Here is a 4,018-nt window from a genome sequence, read left to right on the forward strand (position 1 = left end):
TCGCTGGCCGAGCCGTCGTGCAGGACGTGTCGCTGACGGTGCAGGAGGGTGAATTCATCGTCATCCTCGGCCCCAGCGGCTGCGGCAAGACCACGACCCTGCGCATGATCGCGGGATTGGAGCGGCCGGATGCCGGCACGATCCGCATCGGTGGCGATGTGATGTCCGCCGCCGACCGCTTCGTTCGGCCGGAGCAGCGCGGGATCGGGATGGTGTTCCAGTCCTATGCCATCTGGCCGCATATGAGTGTGTTCGAGAACGTGGCCTACCCGCTGCGCGTGCGCCGGGTCGCCGCTGCCGATCGTCGTCGCAGGGTGGATGACGTGCTGGAACTGGTCGGTCTGGCCGGCACCGGCGCGCAACCAGCCACGGCACTTTCAGGCGGGCAGATGCAACGCGTGGCATTGGCCCGCGCGCTGGTGGCCGGCCCGACACTCCTGCTGTTCGACGAACCGCTTTCCAACCTCGACCTGAAACTACGCGAGCGATTGCGATTGGAACTGAAGGCGCTGCAACGGCGCACAGGGCTCACCAGCGTCTACGTCACGCATGACCAGGCCGAGGCGGTCGAGTTGGGCGACCGGATCGTGGTCATGCAGGGCGGCCGGATCGTGCAGATCGGCCGGCCGCAGGAGTTGTATCGAGAACCGCGCTCCCGCTTCGTCGCAGAGTTCATCGCCACCGCCAACATCGTTTCCGCCGCAGTGCTCGGCGCATTTAGCCCGGGATTCAGCCGGGTTCGCACAGCTTCTGGCTTCGAAATCGATGCGCGCCACGATGCGCCGGCAACGCCGGGTAGCACCGTCGACGTCGTCATCCATCCCGAGGATTGCAGCCTCCGCCCGGCAACGAGCCCCTTGCCCGACGGCGCCTACGCCGTGCAGGTGACCGAGGCGCGGTTTCAGGGAACGGCCACGCGTTACACCGTGTCGCTGCATGGCGAGCCGTTCGATGTGATCGTGCTGGGCACCGATGATCCGCTACCCCCAGGGGCGCCAGCGCATCTATTCATAGCCCCTGGGCGTGCGCGGATCGTCCAGGCATGACCTTGCGCGTGCCGCACTCGCCCGCGGCGATCGGCGGCGTTGCGGCACTGCTGGTGCTGCTTGGCCTGCTGATCGTGCTGCCGGTCGGCGTGCTCGTCATTGGGTCATTCCTGTCGGAGGCGCCGCGCGCACTGCATTTCGATTGGAGCGGGCTGACGTTCGGCAACTACCGCAACGTAATCACGGCCGGCGGCTTCGGGCCGGTGCTGGCGGCGACCCTGGGCACGGCGCTGGCCGGCACTGCGGGCGCGGTGCTGGTTGGCAGCAGCCTGGCCTGGTTGGCGGTGCGTACCGATGTGCCGGGCCGGCGTGCATTGGACGTCGTGGCGGTGATGCCGCTCTTTGTGCCACCGCTCATCGGCGCCTTCGCCTGGGACATCCTGGCGTCACCCCGCGCCGGCATCATCAACATCCTGCTCCGCTCCGCTGGGGCGTCGGTCAAGGTCAACATCTACTCGTTCGCCGGCATCGGCCTGGTCTACGCGATCTATTACGCGCCCTACGTCTACCTGTTCGCCGCCGCCGCGCTGCGCAACATGGACGCAACGCTGGAAGAGGCCGCAGCCATGAGCGGCGCCGGGCGGCTTCGGGTGCTGTGCCAAATCACGCTACCATTGGTCACCCCGGCTGTGCTCGCCTCCGGACTGCTGGTCTTCGTGCTGCTCATCGAACTATTCGCGATCCCGGCCGTATTGGGCGAGCCCGGCAATCTGCATTTCATCGCCGTGCGCATTTGGGACATGGTCGGCGTCACGCCGCCCCGGGTGAACGACGCCTCCGCGCTTGGCGTGCTGATGCTGCTGGTGACAGTCGCGTTGGTGCTCATCCAGCACAAGATCGTCTCCCGCCGAAGCTACGTCACCGTCGCCGGCAAGGGGCAGCGCGTGCGCCCGGTGGCGCTTGGGGCTGCACGCTGGCCCCTGGCGATCGGCGGCTTCGGATATCTACTGCTGGTGGTCGTGCTGCCATACGTGGCGCTGCTGTTCATCTCGCTGCGCCGGAATATCTTTTTCAACAACGTCACAGCCATCCTGGACACCAGGCAGCTCTCGCTCGACCAGTTCCGCATCGCGTTCAGCGACCCGGTGGTGGTTGGCACGCTGTGGAACTCGCTCGCGGTGTCGACCGGCACGATGGTGATTGGCTGCGTGCTGTATTTCGCCACCGCCTATATCGTGCACCGAACCCGCCTGCCAGGACGGCGCGCGCTGGATCTGGTGACGGTGCTGCCAGTGGCTATCCCTGGGATCATCATAGGGCTCGGCTATCTCTGGTCGTGGATCAGCATTCCCATTGGGCTGTATGGCACGATCTGGATCCTCATCCTGGCCTATGTGTCGCAATTCGCGCCACAGGCCAGCCGAGCCATCGGCGCCTCACTGGTGCAGATCCACCCGGAATTGGAAGAAAGCTCCCGCCTCTGCGGCGCCGGGTTCGCGATGACGCTGCGCCGGATCGTGATCCCGCTGGCCCGCCCCGGCGTCATCTCGGCCGCCATTCTGCTGTTCGTGCTGTCGTTTCGCGAATTGGCCACGGCGCTGTTCCTCTACACGTCCAACACGCAACTCTTCTCGCTCGCCATGTTCGATTTTTGGCAGCGCGGCTCGACTGGGCTGGTGGCCGCGATGGCGCTGGTGCAAAGCGCCATCTTGCTGGTCGTCGTTCTTCTGGGACAAGTTTTGCGGCAGGACCCGGTCGCCGCTGGCCGATAGGAGCATATCATGGACCTCGTGACCCAACCACGCTCGATCGTCGACGACCCGGTGGCGCTGCAGGTAATCTGGACGCGCCTGGTCGCTATCGCCGACGAAGCGGCGGCGACGCTGCGACGGACGTCCTTCTCGCCGATCGTGCGGGAGTCGAACGATTTTGCCTGCGTCATCCTGGACGCCGCCGGCAACGCGCTGGCAGAGAACACGATCGGCATTCCTTCCTTCAACATGACGATCGGCCGGACGTTAGCCCACTTCCTGGCGATCCGCCCCGCGGCGCAGTGGGTGGAGGGCGATGTCGGCATCTGCAACGACCCGTGGCTGACCTCGGGCCATTTGCCCGACATCACCATCGTGGCGCCGGTGTTCCTGAATGGCCGCCTGGTCGCCTGGACCGGCAGCATCGCGCACATGGCCGATATGGGGGGCGCCCTGTGGTCGGCCGATACGAAAGAAGTGCACGAGGAAGGGCTGCTTCTGCCGCCGCTGCTGTATTTCAAGGCCGGCGTGCTCAACACCGATGTCGAGGCGATCATCCGTGGCAATTCCCGCCTGCCCGACCAGGTGGCTGGCGACATCGCGGCCCAGATCGCCGCCGGGGACGCCGCCGCCCGGGCGCTGCAGGAATTGATCCTGCGCGAAGGCATCGATGACCTGAGCGCCATTTCCCACGAGATCTGCGCCCGAACCGAGCGGCTGATGCGCGCAGCAATCGCGCGGATCCCCGACGGCATCTATCGCAGCACAGTGGATTTGGACGGCACGGGCGAGGAGCCGGTGCATATCGAAGTCGCCGTGGAAAAACGCGGTGAGGACCTGTTTATCGACTATGCCGGCACCTCGCCCGAGGTTGGCCGGGCGCTGAACACCGTAATGAACTATACCGAGGCCTATACCTGCTACCCGCTGAAATGCGCGCTGGACCCCAACACGCCGCGCAATGAGGGCACGTATCGCATGATCCATGTGACCGCGCCGGAGGGGTCGATTCTGAACCCTCGCCGCCCTGCCCCGGTGTATGCCCGCCAACTGGTCGGCCATTGTCTGGCGGCCGCCTTGTATAAAGCGCTGGCCCCGGTGTTGGGGGAAGCGGTGATCGCCGAATCCGGCAGTGCGCCGACCTTGCGGGTGATTATCTCCGGCTATCGGGAGCAGCGGCGGCGCTACACCGCCATCCTGTTCATCAATGGCGGCATGGGCGCCCGCTGCGCGCAGGACGGGCTGTCCGCCACCTGCTTTCCCTCCAACGTCGTATGCGGG

Annotated in this window: 3 protein-coding genes; all 3 read left to right on the plus strand. The window is 65.9% G+C overall.

From position 1 onward, the window contains the following. A partial coding sequence (locus tag GSQ76_RS25825; protein ID WP_158746966.1) for an ABC transporter ATP-binding protein occupies nt 1-1,046 on the plus strand: 1,046 nt, incomplete at its 5' end. Beyond that, nucleotides 1,043-2,758, plus strand: coding sequence for an iron ABC transporter permease (locus GSQ76_RS25830; RefSeq protein ID WP_158746967.1), 1,716 nt, complete (start codon nt 1,043-1,045; stop codon nt 2,756-2,758). The genes GSQ76_RS25825 and GSQ76_RS25830, both read left to right, overlap by 4 nt. A gap of 9 nt (nt 2,759-2,767) precedes the next feature. Further along, on the plus strand, nt 2,768-4,018 hold a 1,251-nt coding region (locus GSQ76_RS25835), incomplete at its 3' end, for a hydantoinase B/oxoprolinase family protein (RefSeq protein WP_158746968.1).

The sequence above is a fragment of the Acidisphaera sp. L21 genome (assembly GCF_009765685.1).
GTDB lineage: Bacteria > Pseudomonadota > Alphaproteobacteria > Acetobacterales > Acetobacteraceae > LMUY01.